The organism is Rhodococcus sp. C-2 (assembly GCF_027854095.1).
Lineage (GTDB): Bacteria > Actinomycetota > Actinomycetes > Mycobacteriales > Mycobacteriaceae > Rhodococcus_F > Rhodococcus_F qingshengii.
On the sequence record NZ_JAQGFI010000004.1, the window covers coordinates 383538 to 400731 of the forward strand.

The window sequence follows — 17194 nt, forward strand, 5'->3', positions numbered from 1 at the left end:
GTTCGTGAGTCACAAGAAGGCCCGCCATACGATCGGATGGCGGGCCTTCTTGTGTTCTCAGGTGAAGCTGTACGAGCTGAATCAGCGCAGTGCTGCAACGATCGGTGCGTTGGCATCGGAGAGCTGCTGGAACTGTGCGGCGAAGCCGTACTGGCCGGCGAGGTCACGAGCGGTGTCGTAAGCCTGCTGTGCGGCGGGCTTGAGCTCGGCCGGGATCTCGATGGCGGGAGCAACTGCGGGTGCCTCGGCGACGGGAGCCGGTGCTGCGGCGGGAGCTTCTTCGACTGCAGGCTCGCTCGCGACGGTCAGACGCTGGCCGCAGACGGGCCATGCGCCGGGGCCCTGGCTCTGCAGGGTGTTCTCGGCGACGCGGATCTGCTCTTCCTTGGAAGCGTTGGCGGGCGAGCCGGTGCCACCGTTGGCGGTCCAGGTGCTCTGCGAGAACTGCAGGCCGCCGTAGTAGCCGTTTCCGGTGTTGATGTTCCAGTCGCCACCGCTCTCGCACTGTGCGACGCCGTCCCAGTTGTGGGTGGCTGCGGAAGCGGTGCCGGTGCTCATGGTGAGGGGCACTGCGACAAGTGCGCCGGCTACTGCCAATGTGCCGAATGCACGCTTGCTGATGCTGGTGTACGTCATGTCGGGGTAAATCCTCTCCGCGCTTGCTGACATCGGCGGGCCTGCGGGTCGGCGATGATGCTGACTTTCCCGGGCGCTTGTCTCTCCGTGTCTCTGCCCCTCGAAGGTTTCGGGGGTTCCGATCCCGCGGGGCAGAGTGGAGCAGCGGCGGGTCGGCGTTCGCCCGGTTGATTCGGGCCGGGACCGACCGTACGGGAGCGTCGAACGAGGGTCGATTCGCAATTTTCCGGACTGTCTGGTCTGCTCTCGACCCAAAATTTTAGCGTTTGTGCTGGTAGAGCCTTTCCGATGCCGTTTCGACGTGCGTTCGTTACATGTTTGTTATGTGTTGATGCTCACGGGCATTTTGTGAACCCAGTCACCCGATTCTTCGACTTTCAGGCGTGTATTTCGCTCCAGCGCAGGCGATTTGCGTTCCGTTCACCTGCTCGTGTAACTTTGTCCATGCATCGCGGGGTGGAGCAGCTCGGTAGCTCGCTGGGCTCATAACCCAGAGGTCGCAGGTTCAAATCCTGTCCCCGCTACTAGAAAAGGACCGCCGCACTGGAATCCAGTGCGGCGGTCCTTTTTTGTGCGCAGCCGTCGTAGGGTGGCGACGTGCGACTCTCGAAGATTCTCTTGGCGATGGCGGTGACTACTTCGCTGGTGACCACCGCTCTGGCGTTCTCGGCAGGAAGCGCTGCCGCCGGTGGGCGGATCACCGATGCGAAGCGCGTGGTCTTCATCGTTCCGGGGCAGCAGCTCTACAACTCGGGAGAAACGCACCAGGCGACCTACCGCGCCCTCGACAAGGCACTGAGCGCTGCGGGCTACGAGACACACTTCGTCGACGCACCCGGCAAGATGATTGCGGCCGACGCCGAGCTGATTGCGGATTCGATTCGCTCCTACGCTACCGGCGCTGACTCCGTCGGGGTGATCGCGCACAGTGCGGGTGGACTGAGCTCCCGGTACTACGCGAAGTTCCTCGGTGGCTCCGAAGTAGTGGATTCATTCGTCGCCATCGGTGCGCCACAGTACGGTAGCCCCGGTGGCTGCGTACAAGGCCCTGCCGACGGTTACGACACCTGCATGTTCTCCGAAGTTCTCACCAAGCTCAATGCCGGTGAGGACACTCCTGGATCTGCCTACTATTCGGTGGTGCAGAGTTCGGGCGAGTGGGCGGACGGTCGGTTGGACGGGGGCCAGTGCCGGGTGTACGTCGATGGCGTTCCCGGGGCCGGAACCGGAGGAGACCATCTCACCGAGCTCGAGCATCCAGAGGTCATCTCGGGAGCGATCAGCGCTTTGGAGCGAGACTGTGTCGGTACGTTCGTGGACGAGAACGACGGCGACATCACCTGGCCTGACACGCTGTTTCCGTCATTTCGGTAAAGCTTCAGGTCCGGGTTGTTCGGACGAGTAGCCCGGCTACGTGTGCGCTCGCGGCAGTCCTCGCCCCCAAGGCGTCACCCGATTCGATGGCCGCGACTATACGAGCGTGCTCGGTGACAGCGATCCGCCGATTGAGCTCGAGGCTCCACATGTCCGAACGGTAGAGATGTGACTGTCCATCCAGACGATGCAGGGCTTCGCTGAGTGGGTGATTGCATGCAGTCTCACGAATCAAGGTGTGAAACTCGAGGTCGAGCTTCGAATCCCGACGCTGATCCGGCGGGCTCTCGAGAAGTTCGCGTTGCACCTGCACCATCTTGTTCAGCTGTGACACGGTTTCGTGCGTGGCATTGGCCGTGGCGTTGAACGCCGCGAGACCGTCGAGTACCTCACGCACCTCGAAGACCGCGCGCAGAGACTCCGCGTCCAGCGAATCGACTTTTGCACCCGCATTCCGTGTGTGGACGGCGATGCCCTCGTAGATCAACTGCTGCACGGCCTCGCGGACCGGCGTTCGACTGACATTGAGCTTGCTCGCCAGCGCGGGAACACTCAGTGGTGTCCCCGGCGCCAGCTCTCCCGAAAAGATCAGTTCGCGAAGTGTCTCGTGCACAGACTCGGTGAGTAAAGCTCGTTCGGTGGTGGTCATCTTGTCCTCACTTCGATCCTGCACGATGTCGACGGTACCCGGGAGCGCTATCCAGCGGCGCGCACCCGGTCAGCGTTGCGACTGTCGACGTCGGGCGCCGTCGCGCCTTTCAGTCCGGCCACTTTGGCCGCGATGTTCTCAGCGATCGTGATCGGCGGGTATCCCACTTCGCCCGGTGTGAGAGTCCCTGGCAGTGCTTCGATGACGGCGTCGTAGTTCCCGTCGAAAAAGAATGCGGCAGAGCGACGTCGGATGATCTGACCATCGACGATAGGTGGGTCGACTCGGTGCACTGTCGAGCGCCATCGGTCGTTCGTCCAGCGTGCCATCGCGTCGCCGAGGTTGATCAAGAGTGCGCCGTCGGCAGGTTGGACGTCGTGCCATACGCCGTCGGCACTCAGAACTTGAAGGCCCGGAACTTGATCTGCCCACAGGATGGTCAAGATTCCGAAGTCGGTGTGAGCGCCCATTCCCGTCATGTCGCCGGAGATGCGGATCTCGCCCTCGGGCAGTGCGTAGTTGTTCATCTTCATCGCGTCGATCGAATGGTCGAGCATCGAATCGAAGTACCCGGGCTGCAATCCGAGAGCGTCGGTAAAGGCGCACATCAGGATTCGTGCCAAGCCCTGGGCATGACGGAAATACTCTTCGATTGCCGGTCGGAATCCGGGCGCGGCCACGGGCCAGGTGTTGGCGGCGTAGCTGGACTCGGGTAGGTCGACGCCCGGATAGTCGCTCACCTCTGTGCCCACGACTATTGCTTCGTAGAAATCGTTCATCTGGTTCGCAGCGGCGACGCCCAGGCTCATGCTGAGTGATTCCGATTTCGGTGGTGAGTAGCCGCGGTTCTCGGACGAGGGACGGCGATAGTTGTTCTTCACCGTCAGTGGGAGAGCAAAGAACTCGTCGAGAGCGTCGGCCAGTCTTTCGGTCGCCGATCGTGGAATGCTGTGTCCGACAATCTGTATGAATCCGACCTCCCGGCACGCGCGATCGAGTTGAGCTGCCACTTCCGCACAGGCAGTGCTGTTGGTGGCGTTTGCAACCGCTGCCTCGCCGCGGAGGTACGGGCTGATATCGATCGCAGGGATCTCGAAGACAGGAGTTTCGTGGGTCATTTAAAGTCCTTGCGGCCGGACGTGTGCCACTTACCGACGAGCACACGTGAGAGGAATCCAAAGGCAGAGAAGACGAGGACACCGAACACCGACGCGATCACGATCGCGGCGATCAGATCCTCGGACTGAAGGCGGCTTCGGTAGACGTCGAGCAGCGTTCCGATCCCGGGTTGTCCTTTGGCGAAGAACATGTCGCCGATGATGGCACCGACGACAACAAGGCCGGAGGCGGTGCGGATGCCGGTGAGAATAGCCGGCATTGCCGCTCGCAGTTCGAGTTTCACCAATCGATCCCAACGGGACGCGCGGCCGAGGGTGAACAGTTCGTGCAGTCCGCGATCGACCGATTGCAATCCGAAGTGTGTGTTGGTGATGATCGGGAAGGCTGCGATGAGAACGCACACCAGGGTGCGCGCGGTCATGCCGTAGCCGAACCAGAGCCCGATGAGGGGGACGATGGCGAGGATGGGAATGACCTGCAGCACAACGGCATAGGGATAGACGATCCGCTCGATCCACTTGGCCTGGCTCATCAGCACGCCGGTTCCGACGCCGACTGCCACCGCGACCACGAAGCCGACCAGTGCTACCTGTGCCGTCACTGCGAGGGCTTCGAGCATGGGAGAGAGGTGTTTCCAGTCGAGTAGCGACTTTGTCAGTACTTGACTCGGCGGCGGAAGGAGAAATCGACGTTCCGGGGAGAGAACGAGGTAGCTGACGATCGACCACGCTGCGACCGCGCCGGCAAGTGAGAGCAGCGGATAGAGCAGGAAGGTGCCGAGCGCTCTCATTCGCGAGGGCCGTCCGGGCTGTGACTGTGCTCGCGCGGCGGTCGCAGAATCAGTGCGAACGGCGGAATTGCGTGCGGTGGTGCCCTGTTGCACTGCAAGGACTTCGGTCATCGTGAGCTCCCATGGAGACTGGCCGAGATCTCGGCGACGTGTTCGGTGTATCGGGCGTCGTAGCGCAGTTCCGGGCTACGCGGGTACGGGAAATCGATGTCCACGACCGAATGGATTCGTCCGGGCCGGGCGGTCATGACGACCACCTTGTTTGCGAGGTACACGGCCTCGGATACCGAGTGCGTGATGAACATCGAGGTGAACCCCTTGTCGGTGTAGAGCCTTTGCAGCTCTACCTGCATCTCCAGTCGTGTCATCTCGTCGAGAGCACCGAAAGGTTCGTCGAGCAGCATCACAGCAGGTGCGAGGGTGAGCGCTCGCGCCAACGAGACACGCATCTTCATTCCGCCCGACAACGCGTTGGGCAGTTGTTTCGCAAAGTCCGCCAGGCCCACTGCGCGAATTGCCTCGTCGGCGCGCAACTTTCGGGCTGCTTTGTCGCCGCCACCGAGTTCGGCGGACAATTCGACGTTGGCCTGCACGGTTCGCCAGGGGAGGAGAGTCGGCTCCTGGAAGATGAAGCCAACTGATTCGGTGTCGAGGGCAACCGCGCCGCTGGTCGGTCGCTCGAGGCCGGCCGCCATGCGCAACAAAGTCGACTTGCCGCAGCCGGAGGGTCCGACCACGGCGACGAAGTCTCCTCGCTCCACGTTCAGATCGATGCCGTCCAGCGCGACAGTGCCGGTATCGAACTTCTTGACGACATCGGAAAAGACCATCTGCATCGGTGCGGTGAGCTTGCGAGCGTCGGCATCCTGCATCGTGTTCGCGAGTTCCATCTGAGCCTCCGGTTCAATAATGCATGCAAAAGTTCTTCAAGATGTATTAACCATCTTGAATTGCATGTATGTTGCCTAGATTGCTGAATGTAAATGTGAGGTGACATTGCAGGTGAAGCGAGAATCCTGGCGCGCGTTACCTGATGGAAACAACTAGTCGATTGCATGTAATCCATGTGCTGCAGAGTGTGCACATCGGATCATCCTTCCTGGTTCGCCCACATCCCAATTGTTTTAACGAAGGAGACGCTGTGTATTCAAATCGCAAGGTGCATTCCAATCGCAGAAGTGTGGGAGCGGCCGGCGCGGCACTGGCCATGTGTGCAGCCATCGGATTGACTGCGTGCAGCTCCAGTGAGGCTGAGACGGCCAAGGCTGAATCTCTCGAACCAGCTGCCGAGGCTCAGAACCTAGCGGGTCTCTGTCCGGAAAACGTTGTGGTTCAACTCCAATGGCAGCCACAGTCGGATATGGGAGCGCTCTTCGAGATGCTTGGTCCCGGCTATTCGGTCGACACCGACGACAAGTCCGTCAGCGGGACTCTTGTCGCCGGAGGGAAGGACACCGGAGTCGACTTGACCTTGCGGGCCGGGGGACCGGCAATCGGGTTCCAATCCGTCAGCTCCCAGATGTACGTCGACGATTCGATCACTCTCGGCTTGGTGCACGGCGATCAGGTGATCGCGGCAGCGGCAAGTCAGCCCGTTGTGGCCGTCACGCCATTGCTCAAGTACAGCCCGGCAATCCTCATGTGGGACAAAGAGTCTCATCCGGAATGGGCGAGTGTTGCCGATATCGGCAAGTCCGACGCGAGTGTCGTCGTTTCCAAGGAGCAACTGTTTCCGCAGTGGCTCGTGGCGAAAGGCCTACTGAAGCAGTCTCAGCTCGACACGAGCTACGACGGAGCTCCCTCGCGATTTGTCGGTGACCCGACCATCGCTCAGCAAGGATTCGCGAATTCGGAACCGTACACGTACGAGAAGGAGACGCCGGCGTGGGACAAGCCGGTTTCCTATGACCTGCTGAAAGATTCGGGTTTCGACATCTACGCGTCCAATGTTTCCGTTCGTGCCGACAAGGTCGAGACACTCTCCCCGTGTTTGAGCAAGCTGGTTCCGATCATTCAGCAGGCCACCGCGGACTACATCACAGCGCCGGATACGGCGAATGCTGCCATTGTCGACGTCGTCTCGCAGGACGTGTCGTTCTCTCCCTACACCGAGGGTGAAGCAGCGTTCAGTGCCCAACTCTTGAAAGAGAAGGGCCTGATCGCGAACGAGGCGGACGGATCCGTCGGCACGTTCGACATGACGCGAGTCGCTCACACCGTCGAAGAACTGAAGCCCATCCTGAACGCCGGGGGTGCGGCGATACCGCAGTCATTGACTGCAGAAGAGATCTACACCGACAAGTTCACCGATCGGTCCATCGGAATCCGCTGAAGGAGCTGACAGCAAATGACGTACGACATGACAGAACTCAACCGCGAGACCCGCATGGGTGGCCTGGGCACGGAGACCACCGACCGCGAGGTCCGAAGAATCGATCTCTCGGATTTCGAGAACCGGCGCAGCGAGATCGCCGAGGAGTTGTGGTCGGCAGCGACCGACATCGGATTCTTCCAAATCGTCAATCACGGGATCGATCTGGACCAGGTCCGCGAGGCTTTCGCGGCGGCCGAGCGATTCTTTGCACTGCCCACTGAGGTCAAAGCGCAGTATCCGCTCAAGAAGGGTTTCAACTCTGGCTGGGAGAGCATGACGCAGGTGCGTCCGTCCATCGGAACACCTGATCAGAAAGAGTCCTATCAGGTGACCCGCCCGCATATGGGTGATCTGTGGCCCACTGCAGACGAATTGGGCGGATTCCGCGAAACGATCCTGGACTTCGAAGCCAAGTGCTGGGGCATTGCGATGGACCTGTTGTCGTGCTTCGCCGAGAAGCTGGGATTCGAACGAGACTTCTTCACCAGGGCACATGACCCGTCGGTGGACACGTACCAGAGCACACTGCGACTACTCCACTACTTCCCCCTTGCCGCCGACGCAGATGTCGAAGGGATGTGGCGTGCCGGAGCACACACCGATTTCGATTGCCTGACATTGCTTTTCCAGCGTGACGGTCAGGGCGGTTTGCAACTGTGCCCGGGCAAGGAGATGGACACCCAGGAATGGACGTCAGTGGTGCCGGCTGAGGAAGCGATCACCTGCAACATCGGCGACATGCTGATGAGATGGAGTGATGACGTCCTGCCGTCGAATTTTCATCGGGTCAAGAGTCCCGGAGTCACCGACTATCGGGGAGCCCGCTACAGCCTCGCGTTCTTCGCTCAGGCGAACCGCGACGTGACCATCGAGGGGCCGGCGGGCAAGTACCCGCCGATCACTGCCGAGGACTACATCGACCAGCGAGTGCGCGCGAACTTCGCGCGTTGATCCGTATCCGTTCCGTCACACACTTTCAGGAGAACTGGCGATGACTACCGCGCCCAAGAACATGACCGACGCGATCATCCGGGACGTGACGTTGTACAGCGGCGGGCAATGGCTGACCGGCCACGACGTCGTTGTCTCGAATGGGGTGGTCGAATCGATCGAGAAGTCGACCGGCACCGCCACACCTGGAAGTGTGGACGGATCGGGGGCGTATCTGATCCCTGGCTTCGTCAACACCCATACGCACCTTCAGCAGTCACTGATGCGTGGGATCGCCGAAGGGACACCGCTTCTCGAATGGCTACTCGCGGTCGCAGAAGAGTCGGTTCAGATCACGCCGGAGCGCGCATACACGGCCACTGTCGCAGCCTCGCTGGAGGCATTGCGCAGCGGTACGACCACCCTGGTCGAACACATGTGGCCGCATCCGTCCAGCGAGGTTCACGATGCCGTGATCCGGGCGTTGCACGACACCGGGATTCGTGCGGTGCTGGGACGCGGAACCGCAGACCGGGCGGACAAGACGAGGAAGTGGGGCTTCGATCCGCGGCTCATGCAACCACTCGGAGACGTTCTCGCACATACGGATCAGATGATGCGGGACGTCGCCGGTTCCCGCATTGACGTGGCAGTCGCGGTACCGAACCCACGTTCGCTGACCCCGGATGGGATGTCGGACGTGCGTGAGTTCGCGCAGGCTCGCGACCTGACGGTCTCGATTCACCTGCTCGAGACGCAGACCGACAACACGATGTGTACCGAACACGCGGGCATGAACGCGGTCGACTACCTGGATTCCCATGGGTTCTTGTGGGACCGGGTGCTGGCGGTCCACTGCGTCGAACTCGACGACCGTGGTCAGAAGGTGCTGGCGGAGCGCGGCGTCGGAGTGTCGTACAACCCCGTCAGCAACATGCGGCTCGGTAGCGGAATCGCGCCCGTCCCGAGTTTCCTCGACGCGGGGATCGCGGTGGGGTTGGGTGTGGACGGCGCAGCCAGCAACGATACTCAGGACATGCTCGAGACGCTGCGCACCGGCGCCTATGTGCAGCGAGCCGCGCGCGGCCGTGCCGACCTGCTCGGCTTCGAAGCCATGATCGACATCGCATCCGGCGGTGCAAACGCAGCACTCGGTCTGCCGGCCAGGTCCGGCGGGATCTCCGTGGGCGATCCCGCCGACCTCACCATGATTCGGTTCGAACGCGACTTCGGTTGCCTCCCGGTGCGAGATCCGGGTGCGTCCATTCTCACGACGGGCAGTCGTCAGATAGTGGACACGGTGTTGGTTGCGGGCGAGGTCGTGCTCCGCGACGGGCACTCGACTCGCGTCGACGAGGCGGAATTGATCCGCACGCTCAGCGCTTGGTGACTGTGCTCAGTCTTCGCTGATCTCCGTCTCGATCAGGACGCGGCGCAACAGCTTTCCGGTGGCGTTGCGGGGAAGTTCGTCGATGAAGACGATCTCGCGGGGAACCTTGTAGCGCGCGAGATTCGACCGGACGTGATCCTTCAGCTCGTCGGAGTTCTGGTCGGCGCCGTGGGCGACGACTACAAAAGCTCGCAGGCGGTGCCCGAAGTCGGCGTCCTCGACTCCGATGACTGCCGCTTCCAAGACGTCCTCTCGATCGGCGAGCAGGTTCTCGACTTCGAGCGGGTAGACGTTCTCGCCACCGGAGACGATCATGTCGTCGTCGCGGCCGTCGACGAAGAGGAGGCCGTTGGCGTCGAAGTGTCCGACGTCGCCGGTCGAGAGAAGTCCGTCGATACGTTCCTTGTCGCGCCCGTCGGTGTATCCCTCGAAGCTCAGCCCGCTGGCGACGAAGATCCTGCCGATCGTGTGTGGGGTGGTGATCTTCTTGTTGTTCTCGTCGAACAGTTCGACGTGACAGGTCACCGGAGCGCGGCCCGCGGTTCCCGGCGCAATGGTCAGATCCTCGGGAGTCGCGACCGTGGCCACTGCGACCTCGGTGGATCCGTACAGGTTGTAGAGGACGTACCCGAACGAGGCCGTGACTCGCTTGCACAGGTCGGGCGAGAGTGACGAACCTGCCGAGAAGATGATCTTCAGGTTCGACGTGTCGTACTTGGACAGCACGTCGGGACCGAGGTCGATGATGCGAGTGAGCATCGTCGGGACCACGACCAGACTGTCGCACTTGTACTGGGCGACAAGCTTGATCGTGTTCTCCGGATCGAACTTTCGATGCATGACGACGGTCTGGCCGAGCGCCAACGCGAGAGCGAACTGCGAGACACCGGTTCCGTGGAAGGCGGGGGCCGCCATCATCATGGTCTGTCCGCGGCGCAACGGCACGCGGTCGAGGAACTGTGCCGACGCGAGAGGGGAGGTGTGGCCACGCGGCGCACCCTTGGGAGTTCCCGTTGTGCCGCTGGTGAGGAGGACGAAGCCACCGTTCTTCTCGGGTGCCGGCACCGACGACGTGGTGCGTCCGGCGATGGCCTCGTCGAGAGTAGCTGCCGTGGAACCGTCAGCGGCTGTGCCCTCTGGCCAGGAACGATAGACGACGACGTCGTCCGGCAAGGCATCGGCGATGTCCGCGAACTCGTCGTCGTAGACGAAGGCGACAACCTTCTCACGCGCTGCGACGTCCACGAGTTGGGGCCGAGCGAAGCCCGTGTTCATGAGAACGAGCTTCGTTCCGTTCTTTGCTGCCGCCAGCATGGTCAGGACCAAGCCTCGATGGTTACGGCACATCGCACCCATGACGGAGTCGGAGGTGATGCCGTCGGCCTGCCACGCCCGGACCAACGCGTTGCTCTGACGCTCGAGCTCGGCATAGGTGATGGGTCCGCGCTCGTCGATGATCGCCACCGCATCGTAGCCGTTCTCGGCGTGTGCATGGACCGGCCCGGCAAAGGGTCCGTACTTGTCCACGGCTGCAATGGATTTGAGTCCGCGATCGAGGCGAGGGAACGGGACGAGTCCGGCTCGGAACATAACCCCCGCCGCGCCGATGGTGTCAGTGACCTTGGTGACCAATCCGGGCATACGTGAACCTCTTCCCAGCGTCGTTGTAGGACTGATTACACACTAATGCGCAATCAGGTTTCGGTGGTGAAGTTTCACGATGGCGACCGAGCACTCCGCCCCGCCACCTCGAAAGGTGGCGGGGCGGAGTGTTTCGGGATCTGGTCCGTGCGACCGTCACTTCAGTTCGGCGGACGACTTTCCGAGTAGACGGCGTGCGACGATCAGCTGCTGGATCTGCTGGGTGCCCTCGAAGATGTCGAGAATCTTCGAGTCGCGGCCCCACTTCTCGAGCAACGGGCGCTGCGAGTAGCCGTAAGTGCCGGCCAACTCGACTGCCTTGAGCGTCACGTCGGTGCCGGTGCGGCCGGCCTTCGCCTTGGACATGGACGCTTCGAGCGAGTTCGGCTTCTTGTTGTCGGCCATCCACGCCGCGCGCAGAGACAGCAGGTACGCGGCCTCCCAGTCGGCTTCCAAACGGATGAACTCGGCTGCAGCTGCATGCTGGTTGTAGACCGGTGTGTCGTAGGAGATCTCGACACCGGCTTCGGTCAGGATGCCGCGCAGTTCTTCGAGAGCTGCGCGTCCGACGCCGACGGCCATGGCTGCAACGAGGGGCCGGGTGTTGTCGAACGTCTGCATGACGCCGGCAAAGCCCTGCTCCACGTTGACCTCCGGGCTGCCGAGGATGTTGTCCGCGGGAATGCGGCAATCCTGGAGCAGGAGTACTGCGGTGTCGGAGGCCTTGATGCCCAGCTTGTGCTCGAGGCGAGCAACGCTCAGGCCCGGTGCGTCACGCGGAACGACGAACGACTTGATGGCCGCTCGGCCCTTCGACTTGTCGACCGATGCCCACACGACGATGTGCGTCGAACGCTCACCGGCGGTGACGAAGATCTTCTCGCCGTTGAGAACCCACTCGTCGCCGTCGAGAACGGCGGTGGTGGTCACTGCGGCGGAGTCGGAACCGAAGCTCGGTTCGGTGATGGCCATCGAGGCCCACACCTTGCCGAAACGTTCGAGCTGTTCGTCGGTGGACACTGCGGCGATCGCGGCGTTGCCGAGCCCTTGGTAGGGGATCGAGAGCATGAGTCCGACGTCGCCCCAAGATGTTTCGAGCGAGTTGAGGAGCGCAGACATGTTGCCGCCGTTGGCGTTGCCGCCCTTGGCGCTGGCGTCGGACCGTCCGCCGCTGGCGCCGCCGATGTCTCCACCGGAATCGGAGAGGCCTTCCACCATGGCGGCCATGGTGTCGAGCTCGACGGGGTACTCGTGCTCAGCGAGATCGTACTTACGTGAAATGGGTCGGAAGATCTGCGCCGCGACCTGATGTGCCTGGTTCGCTGATGCTTTGAGCTTCTTGGGAAGTTCGAGGTTGATCATCGTGGTTCTCCTGGAAGTTCAGCGGCGTCAGATGAGGACGATGCCCTCGGCAACGCCGATGGCACGGAGGTCGCGGTACCAGCGCTCGACCGGGTGTTCCTTGGTGAACCCGTGTCCACCGAGGAGTTGCACACCGTCGAGGCCGATCTGCATGCCCTTCTCGGAAGCCAGCTTCCGGGCCAGAGCGGATTCGCGAGCGAAGGACAAGCCCTGCTCGGCGCGTGAAGCGCCCCGAAGCGTGACCAGGCGCAGTCCGTCGAGTTCGATGCCGATGTTGGCGACCATGAAGGCAACCGCCTGGCGGTGGCTGATCGGCTCGCCGAACGCTTCGCGCTCGTTGACGTACGGAATCACGTAGTCGAGAACTGCCTGGCTGGTGCCGACGGCCATGGACGCCCAACCGAGGCGAGCCAGGCGAATCGCGTCGGCGTATTCGGCCTTGCGCTGCTCGGCGTCACCGTCGCCGAGCAGTGCGGACTCCGGCACAGCGACATCGGTGAGGATCAGGCGACCCAGGCCTGCGGCGCGCAGTCCCATGCTGGGATCTGCTTCGACGACGAGTCCCTTGGTGTCGGATTCGACGATGAAGAAGGACGGCTTGCCGTCGAGTTCTGCGGCGATGACGAAGAGCTCGGACGTAGCCGCGGCGGGCACCAAGCTCTTGACGCCGTTGAGCTTGTAGCCGCTGGGGGAGCGAACTGCCTTGGTCTGCAGGGCGAACGGATCGAACAGTGCGCGTGGTTCGTTGACCACCACTGCTGCGCCGGGGACCTGCTCGCCGGTGAAGGCCGGAAGGTAGGTCTTCTGCTGCGCGTCGGTGCCCCACTGCGTCAGTGCGACTGCAACACCGCTGGGTGCGAGGATCGGAAGTGCAAGCCCCATGTCTCCGTGCGCAAGTGCCTCGGCAACAAGAGAATTGGTGACTGCGCCGCGATCGGCAGCTGCTCCGTCGAGTTCTTCGGGAACATTGATCAGCGTGATGCCGAGCTCGGCTGCGCGCTTGGAGAGATCGGCGGGTGCCTGCGCTGCGCCGTCGGCGTCGTGCGCTGCGGGACGCAGGATCTCGGCCGCGAACTCGCGCACGGTCTCGACGATCATCTTCTGGTCGTCGTCGGGGGTCAGATCGAAGTAGTCGGCGTTCTTGCTCGGGTTGTCGGGCAGGCGCTTGGGTGCGCCGTTGCCCGAGACCTTCTGGAATCCTCGAGTGGCGGCACCCAGGGTTTTGAAGCCCGTCTTGGTGCCCTCGTAGGTCACGCGATCGATGGTCTGACGCAGATTGAACTTCTCGGCCAGTTCCGAACCGGTGATCTTGGTAAGCACACGCATGGCTGCGCCCATGGCGTCGCGTTTGATCGGGTTCAGGCCGACGGCGGACGTGTCGCGGGGCGCACCCTTGGCGCCGCCGCGCTGCGCGCCCGATTCGCTGCGCTGAGCGCTCCTGTCGGGGGCAACACTGTCTTGCTTGGTCATGATCACCAGCTGTTTCTCGGTGTTGGGGCGTTGGACGATCCTTATCTTACTCATCAGTAAGGTCTGTTGTCGAGAAACCGCGAAATGATGCGCGTCATAGGCTCGAGGGGTGAACCGGACAGAGGTGCCAGATCGGATACAGCGGTACGTGCGCTACACGCCGTTGGTGGTGGTCCCGTGCCTGTTGATCGCCAGCACGTATCCGGGGGAGTATCGAGTTCCCCTCACCTACTGGATTCTGTCGATGCTGTCGGCGCTCGCCTTCGCCGTCGGCCGTCGATGGCCGGTCTTCGCGTCCCTGGTCATCTCGGCGCTCGCCGTTCCGATGTTCGTTGCCGACGCCTGGGGGCTGTCCGAGCTTGTTCCGTATCTCGGGGCGGTCGCCGTCGTCGACGTCACGATGCGGGCCGAGCGTAGAGAAATGGTTGCCGTATCGGCAGCAGGATGGTGCGGTTCGGTGCTCGCGGGGATCTGGTTCGAATCTCACGAAGCGTTCTGGTCTGTCACGACGGCTGTGAAAGTGCTTGCGTACGTGGGGTTGCCACTGCTGCTCGGGCTGTATCTACGCTCGCAGCGTGAATTGGCCGCGAACAATCTTGCGCAGACCCGCGCTGCGGAGCGCAGTGCGCTCGCCCGCGAACTGCACGACCTGGTTGCGCACCACATGGCATCGATCGTCCTGAGAATCGGCGTGGCTCAACATGTCTTGGCGCCCCAGGACGAGGCCGTGCGTGAGGTCCTCGCGGATGTGCGTGGGACTGCGTCCGATGCGCTGGCCGATATCCGTCGCCTCCTGGTCGCACTTCGTGATCCTTCGCTCGGTGAGGTCGCTCTGGTCGAGCCGGATGCCGTCGAGGCGGAAATCGAGGCGGCGATAGATCGTGTGCGTGCGGCGGGTTTCGAGGTGCAGGCAGTCTTCGATGCCCAGGAGAATGTCGAGTCAGGCGCAGCCGATCTCGACGCGATCGGGAGGCTGACGTTGTTGCGGGTGATTCAGGAATCACTGACCAACGTCATGAAGCACGGCGACAAGAAGGGGCTGGTATCGGTCTCGGTCGGTCGCGAAGACAACCGGGTGCATGTCAGGGTTGTCAACCACGTCGAGGGATCGCCTCGGAGTGCAGGTCATGGCCTGGTGGGAATGCAGGAGCGTGCGGAGTTGGTCGGCGGCGAGATGACCGCCGGCACCAACAGTGACGGGAAATGGGAAGTGCACGTGAGTATTCCACTCGTTGTCTCGGGCGATGTCTCGTGATCAGCGTGCTGATCGTCGACGACCAGCGACTTGTGCGCGCCGGTTTGCGGATGCTGTGCGCGGCAGCCGAGGACATGACCGTGGCCGGTGAGGCGTCGAACGGCGTCGAGGCGGTAGCGCTCGCTGCAGAATTGGATCCCGACGTGATTCTGATGGATTTGAGAATGCCCGGGCTGGACGGGATCGGCGCCACCCAGCAGATCGTCAAGGCCGGTCGTCGAGCGCGCATTCTCGTGCTGACCACCTTCGACGACGACGATCATCTGTATCCCGCACTCGCCGCGGGGGCTTCGGGATTCTTCGTCAAGGACACCGAACCCGCCGAGTTGCTCGGTGCCATTCGGCGGATCGCCGAGGGCGAGATGGTGTTCACTCCGGAACTTCTCCGCCGGGTTGTGGATCGAGCGGTGATCGGTGGTATCGCAGACACTGCTGTGACGGACAAGGTTCCGTTGACCGATCGCGAATCGCAGGTCCTCGCACTGGTGGCAGAAGGGAAGAGCAATCAGGAGATCGCGGACACGCTGCATCTCGGTGTGACCACGGTGAAGACGCACGTGGCGAACCTGATGTCGAAGACCGGTTGCGACAATCGGGTTCGCCTCGCCGTGTACCACTTGCAGAACTTTCAGTGACCGGAGTGCGAACCAGACGAAGGCATCGGCATGTCCATCGGCATGTCCATCTGCATCGGAGCCGCCTTCTGCCCCGGTTCGAGGACGAGGAATTGGCCCATCATCCCTTGGTCCTCGTGCATCAGCAGGTGGCAGTGGAACATGTACGGGAACGTGGGATCGGTGTACTCGGACCACTGCAGCGCGACGCGAATCCTACTGCCCGGTGGTGTGTAAACAGTGTCCTTGAGTCCGCGCAAGTGCGGCGGAGGAGTGCGACCGTCGACGTCGAGGATCTGGAACTGTACGTCGTGGACATGGAAATTGTGTGGCCAGTTGTCCTTGTTGGTGATCGTCCACACCTCGGTCGCGCCGACCTCGGCCTCGAAGTCGATGCGGTTCATGTCCATTCGTTGCCCGTTGATCATGTACCACTGCAGATCGAAGGTTCGGGAAACGCTTGCCTTCGACGGATCCAGACGCGGCAGTACGGCCAACTGCGCCGGGAGAGTCGACCGTGACGCGCGGCTGGCAACGCCCCGCAGTTCGAGGATGTCGAAGCGGTCGTTCATGCCGAAGTTCTCGGCGTCGGAGGAACTCACGCCACCGCCGTCCTCGATCGGGAACGACACCAGTGTGGTCGTCGCACCGGGGTCGACGCGAACCACGATCTCGGCTCGTTCGCCGGGGCTGAGCTGAATCCGCTTGATCGCAATAGGTGATTCGAGCAGTCCGCCGTCGGTGGCAATCAGATCGAACGTGCGGTCGTCGGGGAACCCCAGGTTGTAGAGACGGCCGGAAGAGCCGTTCAGAATGCGTAACCGGACGACCCCGGTGGTGACGTCGAGGTAGGCGTCGGAGATGCCGTTGGTGACGATCGTGTCGCCGAGCAGGCCTATGTCGGTCGGATCCGATTCGTCGAAGCTGCCGTCGGCGAGGAATCGACGATCCTGGATGATCAGCGGAACATCGTCGACACCATAGGTTTTGGGGATGTCCAACGCCCGCGTGTCGGCGTCGTCGATCAGGAACAGTCCGGCGAGACCGCGCTGCACGTGCCGTTCGGTGGATCCGTGCGGGTGTGGGTGATACCAGAGCGTCGACGCCGACTGGCCGATCGTCCACGCCGGTTCCCAGCGTCCGCCGGCTTCGATGGTCTGGTGCGGGCCGCCGTCGTATCGGGCGGGCAGATGCATGCCGTGCCAATGGACGGTCGTGGGCTCTGCCAGTGTGTTGTCGATCGTGAATGCGACAGATTCTCCGCGTTCGGCGCGGACGGTCGGCCCCAGAATGGATCCGTTGAAACCCCAAGTGTCGGTGAGTTTTCCCGCGACGATCTCGGTGGTCCCGGCACCGGCACGAAGTGTGAAGTGGCGAACACCGGCGTCGTCGACGGTGGATTCGGCAAGCGGCGGAATCGGTAGCGGACGCGAAGTTCCGGCCACCGCCAACGTGGCGCTCTTCGCTGCCGGGTCGGCGCCGCAGCCCACCGCGAGCCCGAGGGGCGCTGCGGCCAGACCGAACAGAATCGTGCGCCTGGAAATCCGGTTCATCGTTCTCCTGGAAGTAGTGCGTGATCAACTACTTCCA

Annotated in this window: 15 protein-coding genes and 1 tRNA gene; 7 read left to right on the plus strand and 9 right to left on the minus strand. The window is 62.4% G+C overall.

Translation table 11 applies throughout. From position 1 onward, the window contains the following. Positions 1–81: 81 nt before the first annotated feature. Positions 82–636 (minus strand): transglycosylase family protein, encoded by a 555-nt coding sequence (locus PCS43_RS10925; protein ID WP_003942299.1) that lies wholly within the window; start codon positions 634–636, stop codon positions 82–84. 450 nt (positions 637–1086) lie between these two features. On the opposite strand from PCS43_RS10925, the gene PCS43_RS10930 reads away from it, so the two are divergent. Both PCS43_RS10930 and PCS43_RS10935 read left to right on the plus strand, forming a co-directional pair. Next, a tRNA-Met gene (locus tag PCS43_RS10930) sits at positions 1087–1160 on the plus strand. 73 nt (positions 1161–1233) lie between these two features. After that, positions 1234–2010 (plus strand): esterase/lipase family protein, encoded by a 777-nt coding sequence (locus PCS43_RS10935; protein WP_047271665.1) that lies wholly within the window; start codon positions 1234–1236, stop codon positions 2008–2010. A 4-nt stretch (positions 2011–2014) separates the two neighbouring features. Here the strand turns inward: PCS43_RS10935 and PCS43_RS10940 are convergent, their stop codons facing one another. From PCS43_RS10940 to PCS43_RS10955, 4 genes are read right to left on the minus strand one after another with little or no spacing between them, the layout of a single operon-like run. Continuing rightward, complete coding sequence (locus PCS43_RS10940) at positions 2015–2659, minus strand: GntR family transcriptional regulator (protein WP_007731273.1); 645 nt, start codon at positions 2657–2659, stop codon at positions 2015–2017. Positions 2660–2706: 47 nt separating this feature from the next. Continuing rightward, positions 2707–3777: an isopenicillin N synthase family dioxygenase gene (locus tag PCS43_RS10945; RefSeq protein ID WP_073512804.1), complete on the minus strand. Its 1071-nt coding sequence runs from the start codon at positions 3775–3777 to the stop codon at positions 2707–2709. Beyond that, complete coding sequence (locus PCS43_RS10950) at positions 3774–4679, minus strand: ABC transporter permease (protein ID WP_007731277.1); 906 nt, start codon at positions 4677–4679, stop codon at positions 3774–3776. Before PCS43_RS10950 ends, PCS43_RS10945 begins: the two co-directional genes overlap by 4 nt. Continuing rightward, the gene (locus tag PCS43_RS10955; RefSeq protein WP_003942349.1) at positions 4676–5458 is read right to left on the minus strand and encodes an ABC transporter ATP-binding protein; all 783 of its coding nucleotides are present in this window, start codon (positions 5456–5458) and stop codon (positions 4676–4678) included. The genes PCS43_RS10950 and PCS43_RS10955 overlap by 4 nt, the downstream gene beginning before the upstream one ends. A 251-nt stretch (positions 5459–5709) precedes the next feature. Between PCS43_RS10955 and PCS43_RS10960 the strand changes: the two genes are divergently transcribed. Genes PCS43_RS10960 through PCS43_RS10970 form a run of 3 tightly spaced genes read left to right on the plus strand, consistent with a single transcriptional unit; the run spans position 5710 to position 9262 of the window. Further along, on the plus strand, positions 5710–6900 hold the full coding sequence (locus PCS43_RS10960; protein ID WP_007731279.1) for a hypothetical protein: 1191 nt from the start codon (positions 5710–5712) through the stop codon (positions 6898–6900). 15 nt (positions 6901–6915) lie between these two features. Continuing rightward, positions 6916–7893, plus strand: coding sequence for an isopenicillin N synthase family dioxygenase (locus PCS43_RS10965; RefSeq protein ID WP_003942293.1), 978 nt, complete (start codon positions 6916–6918; stop codon positions 7891–7893). A 40-nt stretch (positions 7894–7933) separates the two neighbouring features. Beyond that, positions 7934–9262 (plus strand): amidohydrolase family protein, encoded by a 1329-nt coding sequence (locus PCS43_RS10970; protein WP_125050620.1) that lies wholly within the window; start codon positions 7934–7936, stop codon positions 9260–9262. Between the two features lie 6 nt (positions 9263–9268). Here the strand turns inward: PCS43_RS10970 and PCS43_RS10975 are convergent, their stop codons facing one another. The 3 genes from PCS43_RS10975 to PCS43_RS10985 form a co-directional block, all read right to left on the minus strand. Then, positions 9269–10903 carry an acyl-CoA synthetase gene (locus PCS43_RS10975; protein ID WP_209908167.1) on the minus strand — a complete coding sequence of 545 codons (1635 nt, stop codon included), beginning with the start codon at positions 10901–10903 and terminating at the stop codon, positions 9269–9271. 156 nt (positions 10904–11059) lie between these two features. Next, on the minus strand, positions 11060–12265 hold the full coding sequence (locus PCS43_RS10980) for an acyl-CoA dehydrogenase family protein (protein ID WP_003942363.1): 1206 nt from the start codon (positions 12263–12265) through the stop codon (positions 11060–11062). A gap of 27 nt (positions 12266–12292) precedes the next feature. Then, positions 12293–13741, minus strand: coding sequence for an acyl-CoA dehydrogenase family protein (locus tag PCS43_RS10985; RefSeq protein WP_073512822.1), 1449 nt, complete (start codon positions 13739–13741; stop codon positions 12293–12295). A gap of 103 nt (positions 13742–13844) precedes the next feature. Between PCS43_RS10985 and PCS43_RS10990 the strand changes: the two genes are divergently transcribed. Next, complete coding sequence (locus PCS43_RS10990) at positions 13845–14990, plus strand: sensor histidine kinase (RefSeq protein ID WP_256261657.1); 1146 nt, start codon at positions 13845–13847, stop codon at positions 14988–14990. Further along, a complete protein-coding gene (locus PCS43_RS10995) occupies positions 14987–15625 on the plus strand; it encodes a response regulator (protein WP_030534984.1) in 639 nt (212 codons plus the stop codon). The genes PCS43_RS10990 and PCS43_RS10995 overlap by 4 nt, the downstream gene beginning before the upstream one ends. Here the strand turns inward: PCS43_RS10995 and PCS43_RS11000 are convergent. Continuing rightward, positions 15619–17157, minus strand: a complete 1539-nt coding sequence (locus tag PCS43_RS11000) for a multicopper oxidase family protein (RefSeq protein ID WP_070160148.1) — start codon at positions 17155–17157, stop codon at positions 15619–15621. The genes PCS43_RS10995 and PCS43_RS11000 overlap by 7 nt on opposite strands. Between the last annotated feature and the right edge of the window lie 37 nt (positions 17158–17194).